Here is a 26,850-nt window from a genome sequence, read left to right as displayed (position 1 = left end):
ACTGGCTGCTCGATGGCTTCGATCTCTGGCGCAACCGTCCCCATCAGGTTTTGACGCCTCGATACGTCGCCTGATTCGGTAAAATCCACGGCATGATTCCCATGCCCGAAAACCTCCCTGACGATCCTGTTCTGCTCAAGCAACTGCTTGAGCAGATGATCAACGAGCGCGCGTCCGACAAGGCAAGATCGTTCATCTCGAAGAGGAATTTGCGCTGCTGCGCCAGCGCTTGTTCGGGCGCAAGACCGAGCAAACAGGCGATGCGGCGACACCACAATTGCCACTCTTCGACGAAGCGGAAAGCCTTGCCGAGTCCTTGGATGAGGCTGGCGACGAGGAAGTTTTTGCGCCGACCAAACGCCGTGGCAAGCGCAAGCCGCTGCCGGCTGATTTGCCGCGTATCGAAGTTGTCCACGAACTGCCTGAGCATGAACTGACCTGCGCTTGTGGCTGCCGCAAACATGCCATCGGCGATGAAGTCAGCGAACAGGTGAAGCGCTTACGAGGAAGGTTACCTGCCGATCGACAACAATGCCGCTGAACGCGCGATTCGCCCCTTCGTGATCGGAAGAAAGAACTGGCTGTTTAGCGACACGCCCAAGGGCGCGGCGGCCAGTGCTCAACTTTACAGCCTGGTCGAGACTGCCAAAGCCAACGGCCAAAAGCCCTATGCGTGGCTGCGCCACGCACTGGAACGCCTGCCAACGGCGACATCGGTTGAAGATTACAAGGCCTTGCTGCCGTGGCACTGCTCACCCGCATCGCCTAGCTGACCGCGCCAGCCATATTAAGACCGGTGGGGTTTATGGAGCGCTTACATTGTGCAGAGCATGCCGCGCCTGTGCACTGAGATCCTTCCTTACAATACCGACTCAATCGGTACGGCTTGGTCTAGGGCATGCAAGATGGGTGGTATAGACGATCTGCACTTTCACGATCTGCGCCACGACCGGTTGTTCGAAATGGATTGGGATATCCCGCGCGTACCGAGTGTTTCCGGCCATCGTGACTGGAACTCGCTGCGGCGTTATACCCATCTGAGGGGCGTGGCGATCGATATATGGAATGGAGTTGGTTAGAGCGGATTATCGAGGCCTCAGTAACCTTAGGCGCCCGGGTTGAGTAGTTGATTGGGGGCGCAAATTTGACCATAACATGTACCTGCATTGATTAGCCAGTTGGGCCTGATCTCGTCAGTGCATTGTATGGTTTGATCGGCACGAGTCGGCATTATCTGCTACAAGCATTCAGACGCCTCGGTCCAATGGGTTTTTCAGGAGTGGCCATTCTCGACCCGCAATTGGCTCGCCTAAACGGAATGTGGTTTCGTTTAGAGGCGCACTCCCCAGAATGTCATGGCTCACTTCGCGTCAGATGCGTAAGGTTGGCCGTGTATCTCATGGCTCATATGTGTGAGCTAGTCGCTAGCTATTTGATTTATTATTCGGCTCATCCCTTCAGGCTTGTAGCCTTTCTCTACCATCTTAGCTACGATCAGATTTCTGAAGATCTCGTAGTTTATGGAGATCCCTTCAATAGATATATATTGTTTTAGAATGTCTCGTCCCGGAATGTTTTGCAGCCAAGCCCCGTTGGTAAAGCTTTCATCCATTTCGGTGCGAATATCATTCTCTAAGGTTTTGAGTTCTGACTCAAGAAGAGATGTGTTTGCTTGAGTTTTGATCCTCTCCATTGAGCGGGTAATGGCTTTATGTAAATCTTCAGAGACATTAGAAGTCTCTGGGGAAAAGCCTAGATCAATGGATTGTACGATCTTAGAGTTGGCGTGTGAGCGCATTTTTCGTATGATCATTTGCGGCACTACTTTGCGTGCGGCTTGATTTAGCTTATCCCTCACAGAGTCTTTGTTGCACTGCGTCTCTCCCATGTTGAGGGTGTTAATGACCTCGGAGATAATCTCTGGGTGAAGTAGGTAGTTTTCGATGTGGTATACATCCCATTCAAATCGGTTTACCCCTCCGCCCGAATCTGGGCTTGTTTCTGAGTCGCGATCTACTATTGCGTAATATTTAGTAGGCTGGTGGCCGCGTTCATAGGCGCGAGCAAGGATTTCATGTAATGCCTTAACCCGGTTTTTATTTGTACCTGAAATTAAGTTTATTCCTCGAAGCTCTTCGGGGAAAAGAGAGGCGGCGATGGACTTGTCAAAATCAGAGTCACCCCCACCTTCAAAAATCAATCCTTTGCCGCCCGGCCTATATGCTGCTAAGTCCCCCACTAAGTCCGCAGTGGCCATCTCGAGATCTTTGCCGACGGTTAAGGCCTTCAGCTGGGATGATCCCGGTTGTTCTGAGCCACATGGACTCATATGGAAAACATTGAAGCCCGGTTTCCCTACTGCCTCTCTAATCAAGGCGTCAGAATGCGTCACCAGCCACAACTGATTTTTAAGTGCCTCGCCAAGGTGCTTTCTATAAAACTCTGGAAGTCCTCGGATTAGCCTGGGGTTTAGGTGTAGCTCAGGTTCATCTAAGAGGATAATCGAGTCACGTGGTGCTGAGCTTCTGATGCGAAGATAGCCGTATAGAATTTCTTTCTCGCCGGAGCTAAGTTCATCCAAGTCATGTACAGTTCCGTTGGGGGTGATGACTGGAAATGAAAGGCTACCTTCTGGCGTGGGTTGAGGGCCCAGAAACTTTTTTTCCGGAAAGAATGATTCGAAAAGCTCTTTAAGTGTCGACGTCAGCGAAGAAGATTGGTCACCTCCGGAGGGCAACGCTTTCTCTGCAAGAATTTCCTTGATGAAATTGCCAGCCATTTCGCTTTTTACGTTATTGTATTTGTTGTTGTAATTGTACAGGGTGTGTTGGCTGTATTGCTGATTGGTTTGCTCGAGGTTAAGGTTGATGCCTTGAACTGTTTCTCGGCCATAGTGTCTCTGTGCGCCATGAAAGTCTATGACGCCAATGTCTCGAGGCTTGTAATTGGTAAATGCAACCGTAAGAAGGCGGGAGTCTTCCACGTGAATGTGGCCTTGAGGATCAATTGTTACAATTCCAAGTGTGCTGTTTTTCGAAAGAGCCTCCATTAGTAGTGGGAGTTCCTGAGATACCCTGTTAGTAACCTCAGGTTGTCGCTCTCTGAATTGAGCGGAAAATAGCGCCTTGTGGTGACCGCCATATTGAAAGGCTTCAGGTAGTAATGTTTGCCATATTGTTTGTTCTAAAAGGCTTTCGGCGTTGCTGGAAATGTATTCTTTTTCATTGTCTCTGAGGATAAATTCACATTTTATCTTTAAAGGCTTGGATGTATCATTGAACAAACCATTAAGATTTCTTGAGCCTCCATGAAGTTGAATTGCAAATTCCCCAAAGAAATGTTGCCATTCATTTTGTTGGTATCCACCATAGCAGCTTTTGAGAAGTCTTATTGCGTCAAATATACAGGATTTACCTGACCCATTTTGGCCTGCAATAATTATGGTGTCCCCAAGATTGTCGATCTCAACCTTGCTTATTCCTCGAAAGTTTTCAATTGACAATGATTTTATTTTCATTTTTACATCCCTGCAATCTCAATGGAAAGGTCGGAACTACTGGTGATTTGGGGGTCAAGGGTCGCTACTGGCTCCTAACCATATAAGCTTTTTGAATCGCTTGGCAAGCTATCGGGACATGAAACGTAGGCGGTTGCCCCGGGGGGGCTAAGCGCGGGAAAGCAGCATTGGAAACTTCGAAGGAAACCTTTGCGCTTTCGCTTTGGGCGTAATGGATTTGCGCATTTCCCTTATTTCAGGCCCAGGTGATTTGAGAAGGCGGGGCGATAGCTGCCGACTGTACGCGGCTATCGATGGAAGGTGGCTGAGGCGAGTTCGACTGAGTAGAAAGTTGGGTTGCACCCAGATATTCAGTGCGTAGGCTGATGCTGATCAAGTAGGTGTAATCTTCCTATCCGCCTGCCAGTTACCTCTTATTCAATTGCGCACACTCTTTGGGCGCAGGGTCCCGCTGCTGGTCCAAGTACAGAGCCAGATCGGCTATGTGTATGCCTCGGGCGCTCTTCTGACTCGATTCAAGTCGAGTGATTGGCAGCTTGATCTCCCCGGCCAGCGCCTTGCGCTGGAATACGAGCGGCGTGAGGTGCGTGAAGTAGTCAGCGCATACCTGTTCGAGCGAGATAATCGCTATGCCGTTGTACTGCGCCATCAAAACAGAGGTTGTGTTCATGCATGGCCCTCCTGCTCATGCGAAATCGGTTCTGCGCTGCTTGGTCGAGCGGATTGCCGGCCCTCATTTAGTTGGTCGAGCACCTGCTTGCTGGCAAGGTTGAACAGCTCGTCGGCGGAGACCGGCGTGACGGACTGCTCGAAATTGCGCACGGCATCAAACCGAGTGCGGTACAGCCCGGGCTGGCCGAGCAAAGCGACGGCGTGATCCTCGGCGTCGGATACGGGGCAAGGTGTCGCAAGGCGCTCGCCTTGAGAGCCGAGTTTGCACTTCTTGCAGATGTGATAACCACCGTCGTAAGGGGCCACTGTTTGGAGACATTGTGCGTGGTTATGCGGCCATCAACGAGGCAGCTTCGTTGGGCAACTGTGGTCATGCTGCAGCCTCCGCGGTCGATGCCGTGGCTGGGGTGCTGCGCAGTTGGGCGTGGACGCGCTTGGCGAGCGAACCAACACAGCGCGCCTCTGCTGTAGCCAGGCTCGCCTGCTGATTCGACTTCAAGGCTTTCATGGTGCTATGAGCGAGCTGCAGTGTTTCGCCCACCTTTGTCAGCAGCTCGTAATCGGCCCTGGTCACCGGCATGCCGGTGTAGGACATGATTCGCTCCTCAAGTTCGCTGATGGTGAGCTTGAGGTTTGCGATGGTTTTGAGGTGTTTGCGCGGGTCGGCTTCGCGTTGTGCGGTGAGTTCTGCTAGTTCTTCGTTCAGCGTTCTGATGCGCTGGGTATGTGTGGCGTCGCGCTCCGCCAAGCCAATTTCCTTGCTTGCTTCATGTGCCCTGCGACGCGCTGCAGCTAGCAAGTAGGGCAGGATTCGCCAAGACGAAGAGTAGGACGATCCCCGCGCTGAGTGCGTATTGGTAGGGTTGCATGTGCTGTGCTCCGAACTGCCTGCCATCGGTGTAAGTGAGAGGTCAAAGGCGAGCTGATTGCCCCTGTAGACCGGGGCCGTCTGGTTTAAGCCGTCTGCTTCGCTTCTTCCGCCTGGCTGTCGAGGTAGTCAGCGAGGTCGTGGAGGTAGATCACGTGTTGTGCTTTTGCTGAGTTGTGCAGCTTTTTGAGGCTCAGCTTGATCCGGCCTTTATTGATCAGCTCCCTGAAGCGGCGGTCAGTACCGATGTGGGAGAAGTAGTGCTCACGTACAGTCGTCAAAGTGAGGCAAGGCGTGCACCATTGGGCGCGCAATTGCTCTGGTCGACCACGGTCGAGTGCAACGGCGGCAAGAAAGGCAAGGGGAAGGCTAAGGGCAAAAAGACCAAACAAACCAAGCCACTACGCACGGTGGATGTATCGCAAGCGTGAGCCCCACAGGAGACAGATGATGCCAATCACTGAAAAACAGCTACAGCAGATCCTTCCCAACGCCGACCCAAAGCCGGCGTTTTTGTTCCCGGCCTCAACGCCACCATGGGCAAGTACGCCATCATCACGCGGCTACGCATGGCCGCGTTTCTCGCCCAGGTCGGGCATGAGTCTGGTTACTTCCTGTGCCTGCGCGAACTCGGCAGCGATGCCTGCCTCTCGAAGCACGACACCGGTCGCCTGGCGCAGCGCATTGGCAACACGCCTGAGGCCGACGGCGATGGCCAGTTATATCGTGGTCGTGGGCTGATCCAAGTGACAGGGCGAGCCAACTACGAAGCCTGGAGCGAGGCGCAGTTTGGTGACAGCCGTCTGCTCAACACCCCTGAGCTGCTCGAGCAGCCGGTGTCGGCCATCTAACCGAGTCGACTTTAGAACGCTCAATCGATGATGGCTGTATTGTTGGCCCCTCTTTAAATTCGGAAGCACAATATGCTGTTAGCAAAGACGTCACCAGCCCAGCCAGCCGGATCCTTTTCTTGGATGCTGGAGCTGCTGAAAGAGCACTGGGGCTGGATTTCCGGGATCGTCGCCGCGCTGGCCCCGATCGCAGGCATTGTCAATCTCGCGACCTATGCCCACTACATTGGTCGCCCGGATGTTTTCATGCCCTCGCTTGAGCTCGGGCCAGGACTGATTTTGCTTTGGCTGGCCTACATCCTATTTTTCGTTTTGCTAATCGGTAGCATGTTGATCTCTTCATTGTTTCTGTCCTTCGGCCTGAGCGAGCTTCGCCCGAAGCCCCCGGCGGCCGCATCAATTGCTCGCGTTTTGACAATAATCACCGCAGCTTCAATGTTCGTGGTCATACTTCCGGTAGGCTATCAGGCTTATAACGGTGAGATGGCTAGTGCTTGGTGGGCACTCCTGGTATTTGTAATCCCAGCACTGTGCTCGTGGTTTTTCATCGCTGGGAATATTGATAAGGCTGAATCATTAGGTCGCGTGATCAAGCGCTGGCAATGGCTTTGGGCTTGTATGGCCTTTACCTTGGTCGTCGGCTTTGCTGCACTCTCCGGCATCTATCCCGCCTGGTTCGTGACTAAGTTCTATCAAGAGCGTGGAATAGTAGGGGGCGTTGCAGAAGCCGCAGCTTCCTGTCTCATCGCCATGGTCTTTTCTCTGGCTCCAACCGTGGGTTACTACCAATTGGCATCCAAAGGCAGAGTGGCTCAGATCAGAGGGGCTCTCGGGGGGCTCGTTGTGTTCCTGGCTGTGCTGATGCTGATGGTTCCGGCCTTGTTGACTTTCCCGTCGGTGTTTGCGGTTAAGTTTCTCGGCATCAGTGACCGGCAGATCAATCGGTATCTAATTACCAATGCTGAGTATCCCGCCGAGAACCTGAATGTGGAGCTCTGGTCGCTGTCACGTGGGATGGAGCGCAAGTACCTCATAGAGGGCTTTGCACTTTATCGCTACGGTTCAATTGTCCTCCTGTGCCCGTCTCACCTTGCGGGGAAAACGGAGAAGGAGCTTGATCAGCTCACTGGTCAGTGCATCCCGTTTGCGAAAAGTGAGGTAAAGCAACTTAATGAGGTGCCGCAGTCGCAGTGATCTATCGCTAGGGCCCATGACCCCTCTGGGAGTTGCACCTCACGAGTGGACGTTTGCGTTGAACGTGACCATCACTTGTGGTGATGTCGGTTGGTTGACCTCCATTTGGCACGTCTGCGGCGATTGATAGACCCGGCCAAGATCCAACTCTACAGTGCCCCGCCCGGATCGGCCTTCAGAAAAGTTGCCCTGGTCTACCAACAGTGGCCGGCGTCCGCCCGCCCATCGCGCAGGGGCCGACATACTAGCTGGGTCACATCTTGCTTGGTACGCCCTTGCCGTTAGAGGCGGTCTCCTGCACCCGCTGCGCCTTGTCCATCGGCAGCAAATCAAACTCATGCAGCCCATCCTGGCGATACGGGTCACCGATCCAGCGCGGCGCCACCACGAACAGTGGGTTCACCAGGCTTTTCGCCGGCTCGTAGCGGTCATAACTGAGCCCAGCCAGGTCCGACAGCGTGTGGATCAGGTGCGAGCTGCTGTAGGGCCGGTTGGCCATGGCCTGCAGGTCGCGAGGGTGGGCGGCTTGCCAGCTGGGTGAGGTCCACAACAGGAACGGGATGGTGTACATCGGCCGGGTCGGGGCGCCTTCGTTGCGGCCCAGGCGGTCGTGCTTGCCGGAGCTGTAGACGTCTTCGCCATGGTCGGACAGGTACAGCAAAAAGCCGTTGGGCGTGGTCGCCGAATAGCGCTTGATCAGGCTCGACACCACGTAGTCGTTGTAGCGCACCGCGTTGTCGTAGAAGTTGTAGGTTTTCACCTGCTCGTCATTCAGTGCCGTCGGCACGCCCTGGCGGTCGGTGAAATGCTGGTAGTTGTCCGGGTACCGGTAGCGGTAATCCATATGCGTGCCCAGCAGGTGCACGATGATCAACTTCTTTTGCGCCGGGTCCAGCAGGGCCTTGTCGAACGGTGCCAGCACCACGTCGTCATACTGGCTGGCATTCTGGCTGCGCTGGTTGTTCAGGTACACCGGCGCGTCGGTCTGCTGCGAGAAGGTGGTGAGCATGGTGTTGCGTTTGGTCATGGTCTGCTGGTTGGTGATCCAGAAGGTCTTGTAGCCGGCCTGCTTCATCAGGTTGATCAGCGACGGGTCGGTGAGGAAGCGGTCCGGGTGCTGCTCGTTACCGAAGGTGAGGATCTGCTGCATCACTTCGATGGTGTAGGGGCGCGGCGACACCACGTCGCGGAACACGGTCAGGCTCTTGTCGCTGGCGGCCAATGCATCGAGGTTGGGTGTGGTGTCGCGGTTGTAGCCGTACAGGTGCATGTGCTCGCGGGTGGTGGACTCGCCCAGCACCAGCACCAAGGTGCGCGGCGCGTCACCGCTGCTGTCCTGCAGGTTCTGCAGCGGCGGCAGGGAGGCGTTCTGGGCCAGCAGGGTCTGCATGTTGTCGAGCTGCTGGCGATATTGCCGGTAGCCGACCACCAGCTGCCACGGCACGGCAGGCTCCATGCGTTGCTGCACCTTCTCTGCGGCATCGGCGAAATTGCGCTCCTGGGTGACCATTTGCTTGTAGAACGGCAAAACCAGGTTGGCAGCCAGCAGCAGTACGGCAATCGGCAGGCGGCTGCGCAGGGGCAGGGTGACCGGGCGCAGGCGCTTCCACAGCAGCACCGCCCCAACGGTGTACAGCAGCAGCCCCAGCATCAGCCAGATGTTGAAGTACTGGCTGAAGTACTCGCCTGCTTCAGCGGTGTTCGACTCGAACATCACGAAAATCACGCTTTGCGAGAATTCCTGGCCATAGATGCCGAAGTAGCTCAGGCCAACCAGCGAGGCTGCCCACAGCACCAGGCCGATGACGGCAGCGGTGGCACGGGTTGCACGGGGCCACAGCAGTACGGGTACCAGCCACAAGGTGCTGAGGAACAATGCGTTGCGAAAACCGGCGAAACCGGTGGTGCCGCTGAACATCAACAGCACCTGGGTGACGCCTGAGAAATACCAGAAAAACAGCAGGAGCCAGCCCAGGCCGGCCCAGTCCACACGCTTTGCGGTGGATGGGGATGCGGTGTTTGCCACGTGTGCCTCTTAGACCATGGCGGCAGCCAAATAGGTGGGCTGCCGGAGAGGCAGTGACGCTAGTGGGGAGGGTGTGAAAATAGCGTGAACGACATATGTAAAAATTCTTAACCGTTCTTTGCAGCGGAATGGGGTTTTGGAGGCGTCCTACACAAGCCGAATCAGAATTTCCCTCTGGCTTGTAGTCCTTTTCTGAATCATCCTCTTCGCGCCTTTGAGCCATTGCGATGGAAACTTGAGCCCTCTAGTCTCGCCGGGTCGCTGGAAAAAACAGCGGCCGGGTCTGCAAGCCCGAACTTGGTTTTGGCCTCAGTTACTGTTGATTTTCAATGGTGGCTGCGTGCGGGTGGTTTTCGGACCAGCCGGATAAAAGGCCTCCAAGTCCGGTCTTGCAGGCCCGCGCGCAGCCGCCACCCAATCATCTGCAAGTGATATGGCGACGGCCCCACTCATTTTGTTTGGAGTTGCCATGATCAAAATAGTCCCCGATCCCCCTTATTCCCCCGATTCATCCCACTACCTCGAAGACACCCTGATCGAAGCCACCGAATACCTGCTATGCGGCCTGGCCGTGGCCCATCAAGCCGTCACCACGTTGCCCAAATCTCCCGCCACCATCATGACCATGACCGTGATGCACGAAATGGAAGCGGTGCGCACATTGTTGGAGTCGGCGATTGCCCAGGTGCAGTTGAAGGGCAGGCGGCAGGTGCGCACGTTGCACTAGCCTGGCCACTTCATCGTCTATGCGGGCCTCTTCGCGGGTAAACCCGCTCCTACAGGTACAGCGCAGGCCTGTGGGGGCGGGGTTTACCCCGCGAAGCGGCCCGCACAGCCCCAACAGATCAAGAGGATTGAAAATGGACGAGGCACTCCCAGAGGGCATCGGCAGGCTGGGCTTCACCGTGGGCTCGGCAAACTGCATGGAAGGCGTGGTCAAAGGAAAGCGACTGTTTCGCGTAGAGCCCGGCAACTGTAGTACCCATGCCATCGAGCAGGCCTCGATATTGATGGACTGCTCGCGGCGCGCATCCTTCATAGGTGTGATGGACAACGAGCCCGCGCTGGTCTGGGCCTCGCATTACCTGTGCGAAATGGCCAAGGCACTGATGGACGATGCGCACATGGGCATGCGCAAATACAGCTGACCGCGAGCCGCATGTGGTGCAGGGCTGACTCGCCCTCTGGTCGGTTTCAGGATGCGCCTGGTCGTTCGCGCGCATCCCTTCGGCGCCACAAGTGCCATGCTTGTGGGATGCCCTTGAGCCCAGTGCGCGCAGACGCACGGCCATCGGCAAGGAGGCTACCGACAACCACGCTACCGTGACGTGGGCGGTGTGCCGCAGCAGAACACGCCGGTTACCTGCCCACTGACAACAACAGGCGGGGGCCGTGATGCCGAGGTCCGCTGTATGCCTGATGAATTGCTCCACCTGCCCGTGATCCACAGCATCCTGAACCGCCACCAGGGTACTCCCGGCGCATTGTTGCCGATCCTGCATGCCGTTCAGCAAAGCGTCGGTTTCATCCCCGATGCCGCCGTGCCTGACATTGCCCATGCCCTCAACCTCAGCCTGGCCGAGGTGCGCGGGGTGATCAGCTTCTACCACGATTTCCGTACCTCGCCGCCCGCCCGGCACACCCTGCGCCTGTGCCGCGCCGAGTCGTGCCAGAGCCGTGGCAGCGAAGCCCTGGCCGCGCAACTGCGTGAACAGCTGGCGCTGGACGACCATGGCACCAGCGCCGACGGTGCTATCAGCCTGCGCCCGGTGTATTGCCTGGGGGCCTGCGCCTGCTCGCCGGCCCTGGAGCTGGACGGCCAGCTGCATGCGCGCCTCACCCCCGAGCGGCTGCGGTCGTTGGTGAACGGTTGCCTGGAGGACACAGCATGTTGAAGCTGTTTATCCCCTGCGATTCGGTGGCCCGTGCCGTGGGTGCCGACCAGGTCGTCCAGGCCTTGCAGCGCGAGGCCGAACGCCGCCAGTTGCCGCTGGATATCCAGCGTACCAGTGCACGTGGGCTGTATTGGCTCGAGCCGCTGGTGGAGTGCGAAAGCGCAGAAGGCCGCCAAGGCTTCGGCCCGGTCACCCCTGAAGACGCGCCGTCATTGCTGGACGCGTTGGCCGGGCAACCCGCTGGCCATCCGCTGGCGTTGGGGCCCGTGGAGGCAATCCCTTATCTGAAAACCCAGCAGCGCCTGCTATTCGCCCGCGCGGGTGTCACCCGGCCGCTTTCGCTGGAGGATTACCGTGCGCACGGCGGCTTCAAAGGCCTGGAAAGCGCTGTTGCGCTGGGCGGCGCAGCAGTGGTCGCCGCCGTGCTCGACTCCGGCCTGCGCGGCCGTGGCGGCGCAGCGTTCCCGGCGGGCATCAAGTGGCGCACCGTGCGCGACGCCGGGGCAGGGCAGAAGTACGTGGTGTGCAACGCCGACGAAGGCGACTCGGGCACCTTTGCCGACCGTATGCTGATGGAAGGCGACCCGTTCCTGCTGATCGAAGGCATGATCATCGCCGGGCTCGCCGTGGGTGCCGACAAAGGCTACATCTACGTGCGCTCGGAGTACCCCGACGCGATCCGCGTGCTCGAGCAAGCCTTCGCCATCGCCCGAGCTGCCGGCTACCTGGGTAACGACGTGGCCGGCAGCGGCCATGCCTTCGACCTGGAAGTACGGGTCGGTGCTGGCGCTTATATCTGCGGCGAGGAAACCGCGCTGCTCGAATCCATCGAAGGCAAGCGCGGCATCGTCCGCGCAAAACCGCCGCTGCCGGCGCTGCAGGGCCTGTTCGGCCTGCCGACGCTGGTGCACAACGTGCTCACCCTGGCGTCGGTGCCGATCATCCTGGCCAGGGGCGCGGCGTTCTATCGCGATTTCGGTATGGGCCGTTCGCTGGGCACCATGCCGTTCCAGCTGGCCGGCAACATTCGCCACGGTGGCCTGGTGGAGCGTGCCTTTGGCCTGACCTTGCGCGAGCTGTTGGAAGGCTACGGCGGCGGCACCGCCAGCGGCCGGCCACTGAAGGCCGCGCAGGTCGGTGGCCCGCTCGGCGCCTGGGTACCGCCCAGCCACTTCGACACGCCATTGGACTACGAGGCCTTCGCCGCCATGGGCGCGATGCTGGGGCACGGCGGCGTGGTGGTGGCCGACGACACCCTGAACATGGCCAGCATGGCGCGCTTCGCGTTGCAGTTCTGCGCTGAGGAGTCGTGCGGCAAATGCACGCCATGCCGCATCGGCTCGACCCGCGGCATGGAGGTGGTCGACCGCCTGATCGCCACCCAGGACTTCACCGAACGCCACGACCAGGCGCTGCTGCTGCGCGACCTGTGCGACACCATGCAGTATGGCTCGCTGTGCGCCATGGGCGGCATGACTGCCTACCCGGTGGCCAGCGCCCTCAAGTACTTCCCCGCCGATTTCGGGCTGACCACCACGGAGGCCGCGCAGTGATCAATTACTTCGACCCCGAGACCGATCTCGGTACCCCGGCACGCCAGAGCGATGTGCAGGTCAAACTCGACATCGACGGCCGCAGCATCAGTGTGCCCGCGGGCACTTCGGTGATGCGCGCCGCCGCGATGCTCGGCACCAATATCCCCAAGCTCTGCGCGACCGACAGCCTGGAAGCGTTCGGCTCGTGCCGCATGTGCATGGTCGAGATCGACGGCATGCGCGGCTACCCGGCCTCGTGCACCACCCCGGTGAGCGAAGGCATGGTGGTGCGCACGCAAACCCCACGCCTGGCCGACCTGCGCCGCAACGTGATGGAGCTGTACATCTCCGACCACCCGCTGGACTGCCTGACCTGTTCGGCCAACGGCAACTGCGAGCTGCAGACCGTCGCCGGGCAGGTCGGCCTGCGTGAGGTGCGCTACGGGTATGACGGCGCCAACCACCTGGCCGAGAAAAAAGACGTTTCCAACCCGTACTTCGACTACGAACCCAGCAAGTGCATCGTCTGCAGCCGCTGCGTGCGCGCCTGCGAAGACATCCAGGGTACCTTCGCCCTGACCATCACCGGGCGCGGTTTCGAGTCGCGTGTAGCGGCCGCAGGTGGCGACGATTTCCTGTCTTCCGAATGTGTGTCGTGCGGCGCCTGCGTGCAGGCCTGCCCGACCGCAACCCTGACCGAAAAAAGCCTGGTGCAGATCGGCCAGCCCGAGCGCTCGGTGATTACCACGTGCGCTTATTGCGGCGTCGGTTGCTCGTTCCGTGCCGAAATGAAGGGCGACCAGCTGGTGCGCATGGTCCCGGACAAGAACGGCGGCGCCAACCACGGCCACGCTTGCGTCAAAGGCCGCTTCGCCTGGGGCTACGCCACCCACCCCGACCGCATCACCAAACCGATGATCCGCAAGCGCCTCGAAGACCCGTGGCAGGAGGTCAGCTGGGACGAAGCCGTCACCTACGCGGCCAGCGAATTCCGGCGCATTCAGCTCAAGTACGGGCGTGACTCGATTGGTGGCATCACCTCCAGCCGCTGCACCAACGAAGAAGCCTACCTGGTGCAAAAGCTGGTGCGCACGGCGTTTGGCAACAACAACGTCGACACCTGCGCGCGGGTGTGCCATTCGCCCACCGGCTATGGCCTCAAGCAGACCCTCGGCGAGTCGGCCGGCACCCAGAGTTTCGATTCGGTGATGCAGGCCGACGTGGTCCTGGTGATCGGCGCCAACCCCACCGATGCCCACCCGGTGTTCGGCTCGCAGCTCAAGCGCCGCCTGCGCCAGGGCGCGCGGTTGGTCGTTATCGACCCCCGGCGCATCGACCTGGTCGATTCGCCGCATGCCCGCGCCGATCTACACCTGCAGCTGCGCCCCGGCACCAACGTGGCCATGCTCAACGCATTGGCCCATGTGATCGTCAACGAGGGCCTGCTGGCCCAGCGCTTCATCGACGCCCGCTGCGAAACCGAAGACTTCGCCCGCTGGCGCGACTTCGTCAGCCAGCCGGAAAACGCCCCAGAAGTACTGGGGCCCGTGTGCGGCGTGCCCGCCGAGCAGATCCGCGCCGCCGCCCGGCTGTATGCCACCGGCGGTAACGCGGCGATCTACTATGGCCTGGGCGTAACCGAACACAGCCAGGGCAGCACCGCGGTCATGGGCATCGCCAACCTGGCCATGGCCACCGGCAACATCGGCCGCGAAGGGGTAGGGGTGAACCCGCTGCGTGGGCAGAACAACGTGCAAGGCTCGTGCGACATGGGTTCGTTCCCGCATGAACTGCCAGGCTACCGGCATATTTCCAATGAGGGCGTGCGCGCCGAGTTCGAGCAAGCCTGGGGCGTGACTTTGCAGGCGGACCCGGGCCTGCGCATCCCCAACATGTTCGAGGCCGCGCTGGACGGCAGCTTCAAGGCGCTGTACTGCCAGGGCGAGGACATCGCCCAGAGCGACCCCAACACCCAGCACGTCACCGCTGCGCTGCGCGCCATGGAGTGCGTGGTGGTGCAGGACATCTTCCTCAACGAAACCGCCAAGTTCGCCCACGTGTTCCTGCCGGGCAGCTCGTTCCTGGAAAAGGACGGCACCTTCACCAACGCCGAGCGCCGCATCTCGCGGGTGCGCAAGGTGATGCAGCCGTTGGCCGGCAAGGCCGACTGGGAGGCCACCATGGCGTTGGCCAACGCGCTGGGCTACCCGATGAGCTACCGCCACCCGTCCGAGATCATGGACGAGATCGCCCGCCTGACGCCCAGCTTCCACCGCGTCAGCTACGCCGAGCTCGACCGTCACGGCAGCCTGCAGTGGCCGTGCAACGACGCCGCGCCCGATGGTACGCCCACCATGCACATCGACCAGTTCGTGCGCGGCAAGGGGCGTTTCATGCTCACCGGTTACGTGCCCACCGACGAGAAGGTCAACAGCCGCTACCCGCTGCTGCTGACCACCGGGCGTATCCTCAGCCAGTACAACGTCGGCGCCCAGACTCGCCGCACCAGCAATACCGCCTGGCACGACGCCGACCGCCTCGAGTTGCACCCGAGCGACGCCGAAAGCCGTGGCATCCGCGACGGCGACTGGGTCGGCATCGGCAGCCGCGCCGGGCAGACGGTACTGCGCGCCAAGGTCAGCGGCCGCGTAGCACCCGGGGTGGTGTACACCACGTTCCACTTCCCCGAGTCCGGCGCCAACGTGATTACCACCGACAACTCCGACTGGGCCACCAACTGCCCTGAGTACAAAGTCACGGCGGTGGAGGTGGTGAAGGTGTTCCACCCGTCGGAATGGCAGAAGCGCTACCAGGACTTCAGTGATGAACAGCGGCGCCTGCTCAAGGAGCGCCGTGCGGCCGAAAAACCGGAGAAAGCCGAGGTGCGCCGATGAGCAGCGACAACCTGGTCAAGATGGCCAACCAGATTGCCCATTATTTCGACAGCGAGCCGGACCATGCGCTGGCGGTAAAAGGGGTGCGCCAGCATTTGCAGAGCTTCTGGACACCGGCGATGCGCAGGCAGTTGGGGGAGTGGGTGGCGGCCCATGCAGGGGAGGGGTTGGACCCCAAGGTGGTGGAGGCTTTGGGTTAACCATTGGCTGTACCGGCGCTATCGCGGGCAAGCCCGCTCCTACAGGGATTGCACAATGACCGTACCTGTGGGAGCCGGCTTGCCGGCGATAGGGCCGGTACAGCCAACATGAAATGTCCGTCATGAATGCCAGGCCAGCCGCTGCGCAATGCTACGCTCGCCGAAACACTCGTCACGGATACCCACCATGGACATGAACTGGCACCAGGCCTTGCAAGAGAGCCTGAGCTGGCTTGCAATCGCCTCGTTCATCACCCTGATCGGCTTCACCGCCGCCGCTACCCTGGCCATACGCTACACGCGTTGGGGCAGCCAGTTCTGGCAGCTCGCCGGCCCGTATTTCACCTTCAGGCGCAGTTGGCGGCCACTGCTGGTATTTGCAGTGCTGCTGGTGCTGACGCTGTTCTCGGTACGCATGAACGTGCTGTTCTCGTTCTGGTACAACGGCTTCTACAGCGCCCTGCAAGCGCTTGACCAGGCGGCGTTCTGGTACCTGCTCGGGGTGTTCGCGGTGCTGGCGACCCTCCATGTACTGCGCGCATTGCTGACCTTCTATGTGACCCAGGCCTTCAGCATCCAGTGGCGCGTCTGGCTGACCGAACGCTTGACCCGCGACTGGATGCACGGCGATGCCTACTACCGTGGGCAATTCCTCGCCGAGCCGGTGGACAACCCGGACCAGCGTATCGAACTGGACGTCAATGCCTATGTGACCAATTCGGTGTCGCTGGCCCTGGGCGCGGTCAGCGCGCTGGTGTCGCTGGTGGCTTTCACCGGCATACTCTGGGGGCTGTCGGCGCCGCTGGCAGTGGCGGGGGTGGAGATCCCGCGGGCGATGGTGTTTGCCGTTTACGTGTATGTACTGATCGCCACGTGGATTGCCTTCCGCCTTGGGCGCCCGTTGATCCGCTTGAATTTCCTCAACGAAAAACTCACCGCCAACTTCCGTTACGCGTTGATGCGCCTGCGTGAAAACGCCGAGAACATCGCGTTCTACCAGGGCGCGCAGGTAGAGCGGGGTACCTTGCTGGGCCGCTTTGGCGCGCTGATCGTCAACGCCTGGGCGTTGGTGTTCCGGAACCTGAAGTTTAGCGGTTTCAACCTGGGTGTCAGCCAGGTTGCCGTGGTATTCCCGTTCATTCTCCAGGCGCCGCGGTTCTTCAGTGGCGCCATCAAGCTTGGCGATGTGATGCAGACCTCCCAGGCTTTTGGCCAAGTGCAGGATGCGCTGTCGTTCTTCCGTGAGTCCTACGACACGTTTGCCCAGTACCGCGCCACCCTCGACCGTCTGACCGGGTTTCTCGATGCCAACCAGCAGGCCAGTGCGCTGCCCCGGGTCAGCACCCGAGAGCAGGCACAGGCCCTGGATATCACTGGCCTGCAGGTGATGCGCCCCGACGGCCACGCGCTGATCGCTGACCTCGACTTGCGCCTTCACACCGGCCAGGCGCTGCTGATCAAAGGGCCTTCGGGCAGCGGCAAGACTACCTTGCTGCGCGCACTGGCGGGCTTGTGGCCCTATGCCGAGGGCGAGGTCAGGCGGCCCACCGGCAGCCAGGCGCTGTTCCTCTCGCAACGCCCGTACCTACCCCTGGGCGATCTGCGTACCGCCATTGCCTACCCGGCAGGCGGAACGCTCGAGGATGAGGCCCGCATGCAGCAGGCGCTGCGCCAGGTGAACCTGGCCCACCTGGCCGAGCGCCTGGCGGTGAGTTGCGACTGGTCGCACATACTGTCGGTGGGCGAGCAGCAGCGCCTGGCCTTTGCCCGTGTGCTGTTCAGCCGACCGCAGGTGGTGTTTCTCGACGAGTCCACCTCGGCGATGGACGAAGGGTTGGAGCATGCGCTGTATTCGCTGTTGCGCAATGAACTGCCGCAGACCTTGCTGGTGAGTGTCGGGCACCGCAGCACGCTGGGTGCGTTTCATACCCATCGGCTGGAAGTGGACGGGCAGGGTGGCTGGGCGTTGCTGGAGCAGCGGCCGGAGGTAGAGCTGCAGGTCTAGGTCGACGGCCCCGGCCGCTTCGCGGGCTTCTCGGATGCGGCATGAGCTTCAAGCGCTCGCCGTTGTTGGATTGTTGTTCATGAGATCGAGCGCCGCCCGCGCGGCGCATCGCGGGCAAGCCCGCTCCTACGGTCTACCTGCGGCCAGTGCAGTCAGTTACATCTCCACTGCCAGCCTTGGTGCATGCTTGATATCGAGTCGGGCACACAAGGCGGACAGTGAAGATGCCACTGGCATAATTGGCCGGAGGTAGACGGTAGGAGCGGGCTTGCCCGCGATGCGCCGCGCGGGCGGCGCTCGATCTCAATGGCGACAACTACCTGCAGGCATGCGCCCGCATCTCAAACATTCATGTACCCCCCTTTGACGAAAACCGACTCATGAAGCCCCCAACGCCACCCCCGCCAGGGCAGCGCCGGCAAAACCGGCACCGACCAGGAACGTGGCCTGAAACCCGACCCCATCCCACAGCAGCCCTGCCACCACACTGGCCACCAGCAGCGCCACCCCGGTCAGCAGGTTGAACAGGCCGAACGCCGTGCCCCGCAGGTTGGCCGGCGCAGTGTCGGCAATCAGCGCGGCGAAGATGCCCTGGGTGAAGCCCAGGTGCAGCCCCCAGGCCGCCACCCCCAGCACCAGCCCGGCCCAGCCCGGCATCAGCGCCAGCAGCAGGTCGGCGGCAATCAGCAGCCCGAGCCCGGTCACCAGCACGCCACGCCGGCCCACGCGGTCCGACAGTGCGCCGGCGGGGTAGGCCGACAACGAATAGGCCAGCGCCATCAGCACCAGCACGGCTGGCGCCCACAACGGCGCCAGGCCCATGTCCTGCGCGCGCAGCAGCAGAAAGGCCTCGCTGAAGCGGGCCAAGGTAAAGACCATGGCCAAGCCGATCAGCCGCCAGTAGCCCGAGCCCAGGCGCGCGAGCTCGTGCAATGCCAGCGGCGCACGTACGGGGCGCGCAGTGGGCGAGGCTTCAGGCTCGCGGACGAAGGCTACCAGGATGTACACGGCGATGAACGCCGGAATCACGGCCACCCAGAACACCGTCTGGAAATGGCTCGCCGTCAGCCACATCAGCATGATCGCCAGCAACGGCCCAAGAAATGCGCCGACCGTGTCCAGTGCCTGGCGCAGGCCAAACGCTGCGCCGCGTAACTCGGGCGGGGTCACGTCGGCCACCAGCGCATCCCGCGGCGCCCCGCGGATACCCTTGCCGATACGGTCGACGAAACGCGCACCCATCAGCCAGTCCAGCCCCGACGCCATGGGGAACACCGGCTTGGTCAGCGCGCCCAGGCCATAGCCAAGCACCGTCAGCAGCTTGCGCTTGCCCAGCCGGTCGCTGAGTGCACCAGAGAACACCTTGGTGATCGACGCGGTGGCCTCGGCGATACCCTCGATCACGCCCACCGCCACCACCGAGGTGCCGAGCACGGTGACCATGTACAGCGGCAGCAGGGCGTGGATCATCTCCGAGGAAATGTCCATGAACATCGACACGAACCCCAGCGCCCAGACGCTGCGCGGGATTTTCGCCAGGGCCTTGGAAGTGGCCATTTGCGTGGTTTTTTCGACGCTGCGCATGGGCGCCTCGGCAGGGTAGCTACGTTCGAAACTGTAGGAGCCTGTGCGCAGGATGCAAATGGGATGGGTGGGGTGAGGCCGTCCGGGGCTCCTTTGCAGCCCATCGCAGGCAAGCCAGCGCCTACAGGGGCCGTCAAAAGCTCAGCCGCAGCGCCAGCGCCGCCAACGTCACCAGCAACACAGGCACGGTCAACAGCAGCCCAACCTTGAAGTAATACCCCCAGCCGATAAACACCCCTTTACGCGCCAGCACATGCAACCACAGCAGCGTGGCCAGGCTGCCAATCGGGGTGATTTTCGGCCCCAGGTCGCAGCCAATGACGTTGGCGTAGATCATCGCCTCGCGCACCACGCCCTGGGCATCGCTGGCGTGAATCGACAGTGCACCGATCAGCACGCTGGGCAGGTTGTTCATCACCGACGACAGCAACGCCGCAATCAGCCCGGTACCCAGCGACGCAGCCCACAGCCCCTGCCCGGCCAGCCAGTTGAGTGCGGTGACGAGCGAGTCGGTCAGGCCGGCGTTGCGCAAGCCGTAGACCACCAGGTACATCCCCAGCGAAAACACCACGATCTGCCACGGCGCCTCACGCAGCACGCGGCGGGTGGAAATTACATGGCCACGGGCGGCGACGGCGAACAGCACCGCAGCGCACGCTGCGGCCACGGCGCTTACCGGGATGCCCATGGGTTCGAGCACGAACAGGCTGGCCAGCAGCGCCAGCAGCACTACCCAGCCGACGCGGAAGGTCGCCCGGTCGCGCACGGCCATGGCCGGCAGCTTGAGCTCATCGGTGGCGTAGCGCAGCGGGATGTCGCGGCGAAAGTACAGCCACAGCACCAGCAGCGTGGCCGCCACGGCCACCAGGTTCACCGGCACCATTACCGCGGCGTAGGCGTTGAAACCCAGCTTGAAGTAATCCGCCGAAACGATGTTCACCAGGTTGGACACCACCAGCGGCAGGCTGGCGGTGTCGGCAATGAACCCTGCGCCCATGACAAACGCCAAGGTCGCCGCCGGGGAGAAGCGCAGCGCCAGCAGCATCGACATCACGATCGGGGTCAGGATCAGTGCCGCGCCGTCATTGGCGAACAGCGCCGACACTGCCGCGCCCAGCAGCACCATGAAGGCGAACAGGCGGCGCCCGTCACCGCGCGCCCAACGTGCCACATGCAGCGCCGCCCACTCGAAGAACCCCGCTTCGTCCAGCAGCAGGCTGATGATGATGAGGGCGATGAACGTGGCGGTGGCGTTCCAGATGATCGCCCACACCGCAGGAATGTCATGCAACGACACCACACCGAATACCAGCGCCAGCACGGCGCCGAGGGTGGCGCTCCAGCCAACGCCGAGGCCTTTGGGTTGCCAGATGACCAGGGTCAGGGTGAACAGGAAAATCAGGGCGGCTGGGAGCATGAACACGCTGTCTCGGCACAGGGAGGATGGGTGGTGTGACTGTACACGGGCCATCTCGGCTTTTGAAAAGTTCCGTTACAAACATGTAAGTTTCGTAAATAAGATTCCACCTCAATTGAGAATCACTATATTTACCACCCCTGTTGGCCCCCAAGCAGTGTTTGCGAGGCCGGTGGGCGTGGGCCCCCGGCTTCCTGGCAGGGATGTGCCCATTCGCTCACCCACCGCAGGAGATGTAGCAATGCAGTCCAGAACCTCACCCAACAGCCTGGCCCTGGCCTTCGTCGCGCTGGCGTCGCCGGCCATGATGGCGACCGCAGCCGAAGCCGAGCAGCGGCGCGCCGGTGAGGTGCTGGAGGTGCCGGTCGCCGACAATGCGCTGGTGATCCAGGACACCCTGGTCACCGCAGAGCGCGAAGCCCGGCAGGCGCTGGGCTCGTCGGTCATCACCGAAGAAGACATCAAGCGCCGGCCACCGGCCAACGACCTGTCCGACATCATCCGCCGCGAACCTGGGGTCAACCTGACCGGCAACAGCGCCAGTGGCGCGCGCGGCAACAACCGGCAGATCGACCTGCGCGGCATGGGCCCGGAGAACACCCTGATCCTCATCGATGGCAAACCGTCCAGCGCGCGCAATGCCGTGCGCTATGGCTGGAACGGCGACCGTGATACCCGTGGCGACACCAACTGGGTGCCGGCCGAGGCGGTCGAGCGCATCGAGATCCTTCGCGGGCCGGCTGCGGCGCGCTACGGTTCGGGGGCGATGGGCGGGGTGGTCAACATCATCACCAAGCGCCCCTCCGAACAGTTCAAGGGCAACCTCAACCTTTACACGCAGATGCCTGAAGACAGCGCCGAGGGCGTCAGCCGCCGTGCCAACTTCAATGTCAGCGGCGGGCTTACCGACAACCTCGGTTTGCGCGTGTATGGCGGCCTGGCCAAGACCGATGCCGACGACCTCGACATCAACGCCGACCACGCCAACAGCGCGCTGGTCGCCGGGCGTGAAGGCGTGCGCAATAAAGACATCAACGGCCTGCTGAGCTGGAAACTCAACGACGAGCACCGCCTCGAAGCCAGCGCTGGTTATGGCCGCCAAGGCAACATCTACGCCGGCGACACCATGAACAGCAACGGGGGTGGCAACCTCGACCTGATCAACAGCCTGTATGGCCATGAAACCAACGTCATGCAGCGCAACACCTACGACCTGACCCACTTGGGCGATTTCAGCTGGGGCACCAGCAAGACCAGCCTGGCCTACGAGTACGTGCGCAACTGGCGCCTCAACGAAGGCCTGGCCGGTGGGCCGGAGGGTGCGATCAACGACAGTGGCGCGGCCATGTCGCGGCTGCGCAACACCCGCCTGAGCAGCGAGGTGAACCTGCCGTTCGCCATGGGCAGTAGCGAACACGTGCTGACCCTGGGCGGCGAGTACCTGTACGAATCGCTCAACGACCAAGGCTCGTTCCGCCCGCAGAGCTTCGACCCGAGTGGCGGTGGCAGCGATGTGATCAGCGGTTTCGACCGCAGCAACTCGAAGATGACCGCCAAGAGCTATGCGCTGTTCGTCGAGGACAACATCATCCTCGGCAACACCACGGTCACCCCGGGCCTGCGCTTCGACCACCACGAAACCTTCGGCGACAACTTCAGCCCGAGCCTCAACCTGTCGCACAAGCTGACTGACGCGCTGTCGGTCAAAGGTGGTATCGCCCGGGCCTACAAGGTGCCGAACCTGTACCAGTCCAACCCCAACTACCTGCTTTACAGCCGTGGCAACGGCTGCAGCGTGCAGCAGTCCAACTCGGGTGGCTGCTACCTGCAGGGCAACGCCGACCTCAAGCCGGAAATCAGCGTCAACAAGGAGATAGGCCTGCTGTACGACCGTGGCACCTGGCGCACCAGCGCGACCTACTTCCGCAACGATTACAAGAACAAGATCATCGGTGATACCGATGTGCTCTACACCATCAACAGCGGCCGCCGTGTGACCCAGTGGGAGAACGCGGGCGAAGCGCGCGTGGAAGGCATCGAGGGCAACTTCTTCGTCGAACTGACGCCGACGCTGGACTGGAACACCAACCTGACCTGGATGCTCGACAACGACAACCGCGAGACGGGCGAGCCGCTGTCGGTGATCCCCGAATACACGGTCAACAGCACCCTGGACTGGCGCGCCACCGACAAGCTGTCGTTCCAGGTGGCGGGTACCTATTACGGCAAGCAGAAGTCGCCGACCTACAACTACCGCACCCAGGAGGACTACGACGTCGAGGCACAGGAAGATGTCGAGGCGTACGGGCTGGTGGACGTAAGCGCCGGGTACAAATTCAACGCCAACTATGACGTGCGGGTGGGGGTGAACAACGTGTTCGACAAGCAGATCCTGCGTGGGGGCAATGCCAGCAGTTCCGGCGCCAACACCTACAACCAGCCGGGCAGGGCGGTGTTCGCTTCGCTGAATATCTCGTTTTGATTGCAAGGGGCCGCTCTGCGGCCCTTTCGCGACGCAAGGCCGCCCCTACAGGCATTACGCGCTCCCCTGTAGCAGCGGCCTTGCGTCGCGAAAGGGCTGCGCAGCAGCCCCAGAAGCCACTGCCCCCTGCAAAGGACTACCCGATGATCCACGCCCCCGCCTGGTTGCAGATCCTCTCCCGCAGCAGCGCCGCACTGCTGGGTGGCTACGCCCTCAGCTATGCCGCCAGCGCCTGCCTGGCCCGCCTCCTGCCGCTGGCCCCTGCCGACGCCGTCATCGTCGCAACACTGCCGGCGTTCGTTTTCTACACCGCCGCCATCCTCTGGGCCTTCGCCAGCCGTGACGCCTGGCGCGCCTGGGCGCCGCTGGCCGCGGCCGTGCCCTTGGCGCTGGTTGGCTTCTGGCCGCAGGCGCTGGAGTGGCTGGCATGAAAAACACCTTCACCCAATCGATGGCCTGGCTGCACACCTGGGGCGGGTTGATCTTCGGCTGGCTGCTGTTCGCCATCTTCGTGACCGGCACCTTGGCGGTGTTCGACAAGGAACTTAACCACTGGATGCAACCGGAAATCCCGGCCAGTAGCGTGTCCCAGGCCGATGCCGCACGGCGTGCCATCGGCTACCTGCAAACCCACGAAGCGCAGGCCGGCAACTGGGGCGTCAGCCTGCCCACCGAGCGCTCGCCCGGGCTGCGGGTGTCCACCGGCGACCGCCGCCATGGCACAGCGGTCCACCTCGACCCACACAGCGGCGAGGCCATCGACGTGCGTGACAGCGTGGGCGGCAACTTCTTCTTTCGCTTCCACTTCACCCTCGACCTGCCGCGCAACTGGGGCATCTTCGTGGTCGGGGCACTGGCGCTGGTGATGCTCGCGGCGCTGGTCACCGGCATCGTCATCCACAAGAAGCTCTTCAAGGAGTTCTTCACCTTCCGGCCAAACAAGGGCCAGCGCTCCTGGCTGGACTTTCACAACGCCAGCGCGGTGCTGCTGCTGCCGTTCCATCTGATGATCACTTACACCGGCCTGGTGATCTTCATGCTCATCTACATTCCAGCAGGTGTGGATGCGCTGTTCGCCGGTGATAGCCGTGCGTACTTCCAGGCCCAGGGTAACGGCCGCCTGGAGCAGCCGCGCGGGCAGGCAAAACAACCGGGCCAGCTGACCGATGTGGTGCCGCTGCTGGCCCAGGCCGAGGGAGCGCTGGGGCCGATATCCGGCTTCAACATTCGCAACCCCAACACCGCTGGCGCCCGTATCGAGATCCGCCCCGAACTGGGCAACCGCATCGCGCTGTCCAAGGGGCAGGCGATGGTCTTTGACGGTGTCAGCGGCAAACTGCTCAGCGACGTGACCGAGTGGCGCGCGGCACCTTTGACCCAGCGGGTGATGGTCGGCCTGCATTTCGCCCAGTTTGGCGGGTACCCGATGCGCTGGCTGTACTTCATTTGCGGGGCGATCAGCTGCGTGATGATCGCCAGTGGCCTGGTGCTGTTCTGCGTCAAGCGTGGGCGCAAGTATGCCACTGCCAGCGCTGATGCCTCGGCGCGGCGGTGGTACCGGGTTGCCGAGGTGTGCAACATCGGCTTCGTCGCCGGATTGCTGCTGGCGTGTGTGGGGTTGCTGTGGGCCAGCCGCTTGCTGCCGGTGGAACTCGCGCACCGCGAAGGTTGGGAGGTGCGCGCGTTCTTCGGGATCTGGCTGCTGGCGCTATTGCATGCCGGTATCCGGCCGGCGCGCCGGGCATGGGTCGAGCAGTTGGGGCTGACGGCGCTGCTGTGCGTCGGCCTTGGCGTGTTCGGCGGGCTGGCTGATGGGTTGCGCCAGGGACTGGTGGCGTGCGCCGGGGTGTTGGGCGTACTGCTCGGCATGGTGGCGTGGCGCGTGCAGCATGCCGCGCCAGCGCCGCTCAAAGGCAGAGCCGGGCGCAGCGTGGAGGCCGGGGCATGATGATGCTGTTCGCAGGTGGCGTGCTGTTCGCCTACGCCGGAATGCTCGCGTTGTGCCAAGGGCTGGAGCGGCATTACAAGCAGGTCTGGAACAGGGCTTGCCCGCCGGCTGTGCGTCGCGTGCTGCGCGCTGCAGGCTGGTTGGCGCTGGTGCTCAGCCTGGTGCTCTGCGCCCAGGCCTGGGGCTGGGCCATGGGGCCTGTGGCCTGGTTCGCGGTGATGTCGTTGGCGGGGTTGGTGCTGGTGATGCTGTTGCCCTACTGGCCACGGATAGCGGTGGCGTTGGTGGGCCTGCTGCCAGCGTGGGGCGGGCTGCAGGTGTTTGCCTGAGTGGGGCGTTTCAGTTCAGCACGTGGCGTTGCCCAAGCCAGTTTTCGAAGCACTGGAACGTCTCGATGGCGGCCTGCACGGTCGCGGCCTGCGCTGCAGGGGTAGCCGACGCCTGGCCCAGCCGGTCGAGGAAGCTGCGCCAGTAGTTGCCAGTCTGAGCGCCGTACACGTCGAAAAAGCCCGTGCCGTTGGCAGGGCCGAGCCCCAGGCGTTCGGCCATGGCCCGCTTCAGTACCTGGCCGCCCAGGGTCGAGCCTTCGAGCACGTACATCACACCCAGCGCGCTGGCCTCGCTGCTGATGGCGGGCAGCGCCTGGCACAAGGGCAGGGCGTCGATGTCGGCAGCGCTCAAGCGCAGGGCCTGCAGGTCCAGCGTGAGCGTTGGCGTCTTGGTCCGCATGGGCTCCTGGTAAGCCCCCAGGCGGGCCTCAAGCGGCGCATGAAACCCGTAGTAAGCCTGGATCAGTCGGCTATAGGCGGCGACGTCGAAGCTGGCTTCGAAGAATGGCAGGCGTGCTTCGAGCGCCTTGTGGCAGTCACGGGTGCCTTCGCGCAGGGCGAGCAGCAACGGGCTAGGAGAGGAGGAACTGGCTGGCATCGGGGGGGGCTCTGGTGGCATTTCGCCTAAATTGGAGTGGCGATCGTAGCGCAGTGTTCCTCATCGGCAGCGACAATGTTGCGGAAAAAAACCAGGGCGTGCTAAACCAGTCGCCCCCGCCCTTGCAAAGAGCCTTCTGGTGAAAGCCGTACGCCTCACGTTGATCTGCCATGCCCTGACCCAGGCCCAGAAGGTCGGGCGCCTGCACCGTCCTGACGATGGCATCCTGGCGCTGGACGCCCAGCCATTGCCCCTGTTGCCCGAAGTGCGCGTGCTGACAGCGCCTGAGCGGCGTGGGGGTGAGACAGCGGCGTGGTTTTCGACGCAGGTGCAAGTCGAGCCGGCGCTGGCCGATTGTGACCTTGGGCATTGGCAGGGGCGCGCACTCAAAGCGCTGCAGGCGGAACAACCCGAGGCGTTGGCGCAGTGGCTGCAGGACCCGCACAGCGCGCCGCATGGTGGTGAATCATTCGCCGCGCTGTGCCAGCGCATGGCGGTTTGGCTGGCGGCGTTCGAGGCACCGGGTGAGTGGTTGGCAGTGACCCACCCGATGGTGATTCGTGCGGTGCTGGTGCAGGTGCTGGGTTGCCCGATGTCGGCGTATCGGTTTATCGATGTGTTGCCGTTATCGCGGGTTGAGCTGAGTTTTGCGGGGGAGTGGCGGTTGCGGTTTGGGTGATTTGGCTTGGGGGGCGTGTTGGGTGGCAGGTGCTTGTCGTGCGTTTTGCAGCGTTTTTGAAATCGAGCGCCGCCCGCGCGGCGCTTCGCGGGGCAAGCCCGCTCCCACATTTGTTGCAACGCGCCGTTCCAGCCAGGCCATGGTTGTCCGCCTTGG

Annotated in this window: 22 protein-coding genes and 3 pseudogenes; 16 read left to right on the top strand and 9 right to left on the bottom strand. The window is 61.7% G+C overall.

Going from position 1 to position 26,850, the window contains the following annotated elements; genetic code table 11:
- Nucleotides 1-92: 92 nt before the first annotated feature.
- A pseudogene (locus tag ACFY68_RS17405) lies at nt 93-773 on the top strand (transposase domain-containing protein).
- A gap of 45 nt (nt 774-818) precedes the next feature.
- Nucleotides 819-1,126: pseudogene (locus ACFY68_RS17400) on the top strand (tyrosine-type recombinase/integrase); the annotation flags it as partial.
- Between the two features lie 291 nt (nt 1,127-1,417).
- On the opposite strand, the gene ACFY68_RS17395 reads toward ACFY68_RS17400, so the two are convergent.
- The 5 genes from ACFY68_RS17395 to ACFY68_RS17375 all read right to left on the bottom strand — a co-directional run bounded on the left by ACFY68_RS17395 (nt 1,418) and on the right by ACFY68_RS17375 (nt 5,371).
- Nucleotides 1,418-3,517 (bottom strand): AAA family ATPase, encoded by a 2,100-nt coding sequence (locus ACFY68_RS17395; RefSeq protein WP_387529697.1) that lies wholly within the window; start codon nt 3,515-3,517, stop codon nt 1,418-1,420.
- A gap of 406 nt (nt 3,518-3,923) precedes the next feature.
- Nucleotides 3,924-4,187 carry a pyocin activator PrtN family protein gene (locus ACFY68_RS17390; protein WP_387529695.1) on the bottom strand — a complete coding sequence of 88 codons (264 nt, stop codon included), beginning with the start codon at nt 4,185-4,187 and terminating at the stop codon, nt 3,924-3,926.
- Nucleotides 4,184-4,495, bottom strand: a complete 312-nt coding sequence (locus tag ACFY68_RS17385) for a hypothetical protein (protein WP_387529692.1) — start codon at nt 4,493-4,495, stop codon at nt 4,184-4,186. Before ACFY68_RS17385 ends, ACFY68_RS17390 begins: the two co-directional genes overlap by 4 nt.
- 64 nt (nt 4,496-4,559) lie before the next feature.
- Nucleotides 4,560-4,937: a hypothetical protein gene (locus ACFY68_RS17380; RefSeq protein WP_387529689.1), complete on the bottom strand. Its 378-nt coding sequence runs from the start codon at nt 4,935-4,937 to the stop codon at nt 4,560-4,562.
- A 206-nt stretch (nt 4,938-5,143) separates the two neighbouring features.
- On the bottom strand, nt 5,144-5,371 hold the full coding sequence (locus ACFY68_RS17375) for a pyocin activator PrtN family protein (protein ID WP_387529951.1): 228 nt from the start codon (nt 5,369-5,371) through the stop codon (nt 5,144-5,146).
- 136 nt (nt 5,372-5,507) lie between these two features.
- Here ACFY68_RS17375 and ACFY68_RS17370 point away from each other — a divergent pair.
- Both ACFY68_RS17370 and ACFY68_RS17365 read left to right on the top strand, forming a co-directional pair.
- A pseudogene (locus ACFY68_RS17370) lies at nt 5,508-5,902 on the top strand (glycoside hydrolase family 19 protein); the annotation flags it as partial.
- Nucleotides 5,903-6,031: 129 nt separating this feature from the next.
- Nucleotides 6,032-7,102, top strand: a complete 1,071-nt coding sequence (locus ACFY68_RS17365) for a hypothetical protein (protein ID WP_387529686.1) — start codon at nt 6,032-6,034, stop codon at nt 7,100-7,102.
- 253 nt (nt 7,103-7,355) lie between these two features.
- On the opposite strand, the gene ACFY68_RS17360 is transcribed toward ACFY68_RS17365, so the two are convergent.
- Nucleotides 7,356-9,128, bottom strand: a complete 1,773-nt coding sequence (locus tag ACFY68_RS17360) for a phosphoethanolamine transferase CptA (protein WP_387529683.1) — start codon at nt 9,126-9,128, stop codon at nt 7,356-7,358.
- A gap of 469 nt (nt 9,129-9,597) precedes the next feature.
- On the opposite strand from ACFY68_RS17360, the gene ACFY68_RS17355 reads away from it, so the two are divergent.
- The 7 genes from ACFY68_RS17355 (at nt 9,598) to ACFY68_RS17325 (ending at nt 17,657) form a co-directional block, all read left to right on the top strand.
- Complete coding sequence (locus tag ACFY68_RS17355) at nt 9,598-9,855, top strand: hypothetical protein (RefSeq protein ID WP_387529680.1); 258 nt, start codon at nt 9,598-9,600, stop codon at nt 9,853-9,855.
- A gap of 133 nt (nt 9,856-9,988) precedes the next feature.
- Complete coding sequence (locus ACFY68_RS17350; RefSeq protein WP_387529677.1) at nt 9,989-10,276, top strand: DUF3077 domain-containing protein; 288 nt, start codon at nt 9,989-9,991, stop codon at nt 10,274-10,276.
- 264 nt (nt 10,277-10,540) lie between these two features.
- Nucleotides 10,541-11,023: a formate dehydrogenase subunit gamma gene (locus tag ACFY68_RS17345; protein ID WP_346615812.1), complete on the top strand. Its 483-nt coding sequence runs from the start codon at nt 10,541-10,543 to the stop codon at nt 11,021-11,023.
- Nucleotides 11,017-12,576: a formate dehydrogenase beta subunit gene (locus ACFY68_RS17340; protein WP_387529674.1), complete on the top strand. Its 1,560-nt coding sequence runs from the start codon at nt 11,017-11,019 to the stop codon at nt 12,574-12,576. The genes ACFY68_RS17345 and ACFY68_RS17340 overlap by 7 nt, the downstream gene beginning before the upstream one ends.
- Nucleotides 12,573-15,452 (top strand): formate dehydrogenase subunit alpha, encoded by a 2,880-nt coding sequence (fdhF, locus tag ACFY68_RS17335; protein ID WP_387529671.1) that lies wholly within the window; start codon nt 12,573-12,575, stop codon nt 15,450-15,452. The genes ACFY68_RS17340 and fdhF overlap by 4 nt, the downstream gene beginning before the upstream one ends.
- On the top strand, nt 15,449-15,652 hold the full coding sequence (locus ACFY68_RS17330) for a formate dehydrogenase subunit delta (protein WP_346615809.1): 204 nt from the start codon (nt 15,449-15,451) through the stop codon (nt 15,650-15,652). Before fdhF ends, ACFY68_RS17330 begins: the two co-directional genes overlap by 4 nt.
- A gap of 187 nt (nt 15,653-15,839) precedes the next feature.
- Nucleotides 15,840-17,657, top strand: a complete 1,818-nt coding sequence (locus tag ACFY68_RS17325; RefSeq protein ID WP_387529668.1) for an ABC transporter ATP-binding protein/permease — start codon at nt 15,840-15,842, stop codon at nt 17,655-17,657.
- A gap of 378 nt (nt 17,658-18,035) precedes the next feature.
- On the opposite strand, the gene ACFY68_RS17320 is transcribed toward ACFY68_RS17325, so the two are convergent.
- Nucleotides 18,036-19,241, bottom strand: coding sequence for an MFS transporter (locus tag ACFY68_RS17320; protein WP_387529665.1), 1,206 nt, complete (start codon nt 19,239-19,241; stop codon nt 18,036-18,038).
- Between the two features lie 133 nt (nt 19,242-19,374).
- The gene (locus tag ACFY68_RS17315) at nt 19,375-20,658 is read right to left on the bottom strand and encodes an arsenic transporter (RefSeq protein WP_387529662.1); all 1,284 of its coding nucleotides are present in this window, start codon (nt 20,656-20,658) and stop codon (nt 19,375-19,377) included.
- Nucleotides 20,659-20,899: 241 nt separating this feature from the next.
- On the opposite strand from ACFY68_RS17315, the gene ACFY68_RS17310 reads away from it, so the two are divergent.
- The 4 genes from ACFY68_RS17310 to ACFY68_RS17295 all read left to right on the top strand — a co-directional run bounded on the left by ACFY68_RS17310 (nt 20,900) and on the right by ACFY68_RS17295 (nt 25,417).
- On the top strand, nt 20,900-23,140 hold the full coding sequence (locus tag ACFY68_RS17310) for a TonB-dependent siderophore receptor (RefSeq protein ID WP_387529659.1): 2,241 nt from the start codon (nt 20,900-20,902) through the stop codon (nt 23,138-23,140).
- 143 nt (nt 23,141-23,283) lie between these two features.
- Nucleotides 23,284-23,571 (top strand): iron transporter, encoded by a 288-nt coding sequence (locus ACFY68_RS17305; RefSeq protein WP_387529656.1) that lies wholly within the window; start codon nt 23,284-23,286, stop codon nt 23,569-23,571.
- Entirely contained in the window at nt 23,568-25,088 is a 1,521-nt protein-coding gene (locus ACFY68_RS17300) for a PepSY-associated TM helix domain-containing protein (protein ID WP_387529653.1), read from the top strand. The genes ACFY68_RS17305 and ACFY68_RS17300 overlap by 4 nt, the downstream gene beginning before the upstream one ends.
- Nucleotides 25,085-25,417, top strand: a complete 333-nt coding sequence (locus tag ACFY68_RS17295) for a DUF3325 domain-containing protein (protein WP_387529650.1) — start codon at nt 25,085-25,087, stop codon at nt 25,415-25,417. The genes ACFY68_RS17300 and ACFY68_RS17295 overlap by 4 nt, the downstream gene beginning before the upstream one ends.
- Nucleotides 25,418-25,427: 10 nt before the next feature.
- On the opposite strand, the gene ACFY68_RS17290 is transcribed toward ACFY68_RS17295, so the two are convergent.
- Nucleotides 25,428-26,015, bottom strand: coding sequence for a biliverdin-producing heme oxygenase (locus tag ACFY68_RS17290; RefSeq protein WP_387529647.1), 588 nt, complete (start codon nt 26,013-26,015; stop codon nt 25,428-25,430).
- 139 nt (nt 26,016-26,154) lie between these two features.
- Here ACFY68_RS17290 and ACFY68_RS17285 point away from each other — a divergent pair, with 139 nt between their 5' ends.
- A complete protein-coding gene (locus ACFY68_RS17285; protein ID WP_387529644.1) occupies nt 26,155-26,694 on the top strand; it encodes a histidine phosphatase family protein in 540 nt (179 codons plus the stop codon).
- The last annotated feature ends 156 nt before the right edge of the window (nt 26,695-26,850 follow it).

The organism is Pseudomonas sp. NPDC012596 (assembly GCF_042902325.1).
GTDB lineage: Bacteria > Pseudomonadota > Gammaproteobacteria > Pseudomonadales > Pseudomonadaceae > Aquipseudomonas.
Note: the sequence above shows the minus strand (reverse complement) of the source record. Positions and strands in the feature narration are given on the sequence as shown.

What these genes read in the sequence shown, in the direction of transcription:
- ACFY68_RS17330 (WP_346615809.1), top strand. Translation starts at nt 15,449, where the DNA reads ATGAGCAGCGACAACCTGGTCAAGATGGCCAACCAGATTGCCCATTAT.
- ACFY68_RS17320 (WP_387529665.1), bottom strand. Translation starts at nt 19,241, where the DNA reads ATGCGCAGCGTCGAAAAAACCACGCAAATGGCCACTTCCAAGGCCCTG.
- ACFY68_RS17395 (WP_387529697.1), bottom strand. Translation starts at nt 3,517, where the DNA reads ATGAAAATAAAATCATTGTCAATTGAAAACTTTCGAGGAATAAGCAAG.
- ACFY68_RS17350 (WP_387529677.1), top strand. Translation starts at nt 9,989, where the DNA reads ATGGACGAGGCACTCCCAGAGGGCATCGGCAGGCTGGGCTTCACCGTG.
- ACFY68_RS17290 (WP_387529647.1), bottom strand. Translation starts at nt 26,015, where the DNA reads ATGCCAGCCAGTTCCTCCTCTCCTAGCCCGTTGCTGCTCGCCCTGCGC.
- ACFY68_RS17345 (WP_346615812.1), top strand. Translation starts at nt 10,541, where the DNA reads ATGCCTGATGAATTGCTCCACCTGCCCGTGATCCACAGCATCCTGAAC.
- ACFY68_RS17365 (WP_387529686.1), top strand. Translation starts at nt 6,032, where the DNA reads ATGCTGGAGCTGCTGAAAGAGCACTGGGGCTGGATTTCCGGGATCGTC.
- ACFY68_RS17355 (WP_387529680.1), top strand. Translation starts at nt 9,598, where the DNA reads ATGATCAAAATAGTCCCCGATCCCCCTTATTCCCCCGATTCATCCCAC.
- ACFY68_RS17295 (WP_387529650.1), top strand. Translation starts at nt 25,085, where the DNA reads ATGATGATGCTGTTCGCAGGTGGCGTGCTGTTCGCCTACGCCGGAATG.
- ACFY68_RS17305 (WP_387529656.1), top strand. Translation starts at nt 23,284, where the DNA reads ATGATCCACGCCCCCGCCTGGTTGCAGATCCTCTCCCGCAGCAGCGCC.
- ACFY68_RS17315 (WP_387529662.1), bottom strand. Translation starts at nt 20,658, where the DNA reads ATGCTCCCAGCCGCCCTGATTTTCCTGTTCACCCTGACCCTGGTCATC.
- ACFY68_RS17325 (WP_387529668.1), top strand. Translation starts at nt 15,840, where the DNA reads ATGGACATGAACTGGCACCAGGCCTTGCAAGAGAGCCTGAGCTGGCTT.
- ACFY68_RS17340 (WP_387529674.1), top strand. Translation starts at nt 11,017, where the DNA reads ATGTTGAAGCTGTTTATCCCCTGCGATTCGGTGGCCCGTGCCGTGGGT.
- ACFY68_RS17310 (WP_387529659.1), top strand. Translation starts at nt 20,900, where the DNA reads ATGCAGTCCAGAACCTCACCCAACAGCCTGGCCCTGGCCTTCGTCGCG.
- ACFY68_RS17300 (WP_387529653.1), top strand. Translation starts at nt 23,568, where the DNA reads ATGAAAAACACCTTCACCCAATCGATGGCCTGGCTGCACACCTGGGGC.
- ACFY68_RS17390 (WP_387529695.1), bottom strand. Translation starts at nt 4,187, where the DNA reads ATGAACACAACCTCTGTTTTGATGGCGCAGTACAACGGCATAGCGATT.